At 47.3% G+C, this 203-nt stretch carries 1 protein-coding gene; it reads left to right on the plus strand.

The genetic code is table 11. The features are described from left to right. The coding region (locus LGT40_RS00015; RefSeq protein ID WP_226069649.1) for a transposase at positions 1–203 on the plus strand (203 nt) is incomplete at both ends.

The following is a 203-nucleotide window of genomic DNA, read 5'->3' on the forward strand; positions in this document are numbered from 1 at the left end:
GAACGTATTGAAATTTTTACTGGCGAACAGCGTCGTCGTCGCTATACTCCGCAGGAGAAAGCCAAATTTGTTGCCATGAGTATGCAGCCAGGGTATTCGGTGTCACTGGTGGCCAGACAAAACGGCATCACCCCAAGTTTATTGTTTAAGTGGAAGAAACTCATGCAAGACGGTGGCATGTCGGCAATTCAATCTGGTGATGA

Source organism: Methylophaga pinxianii, from assembly GCF_020447225.1.
In the GTDB taxonomy this organism is placed as follows: domain Bacteria; phylum Pseudomonadota; class Gammaproteobacteria; order Nitrosococcales; family Methylophagaceae; genus Methylophaga; species Methylophaga pinxianii.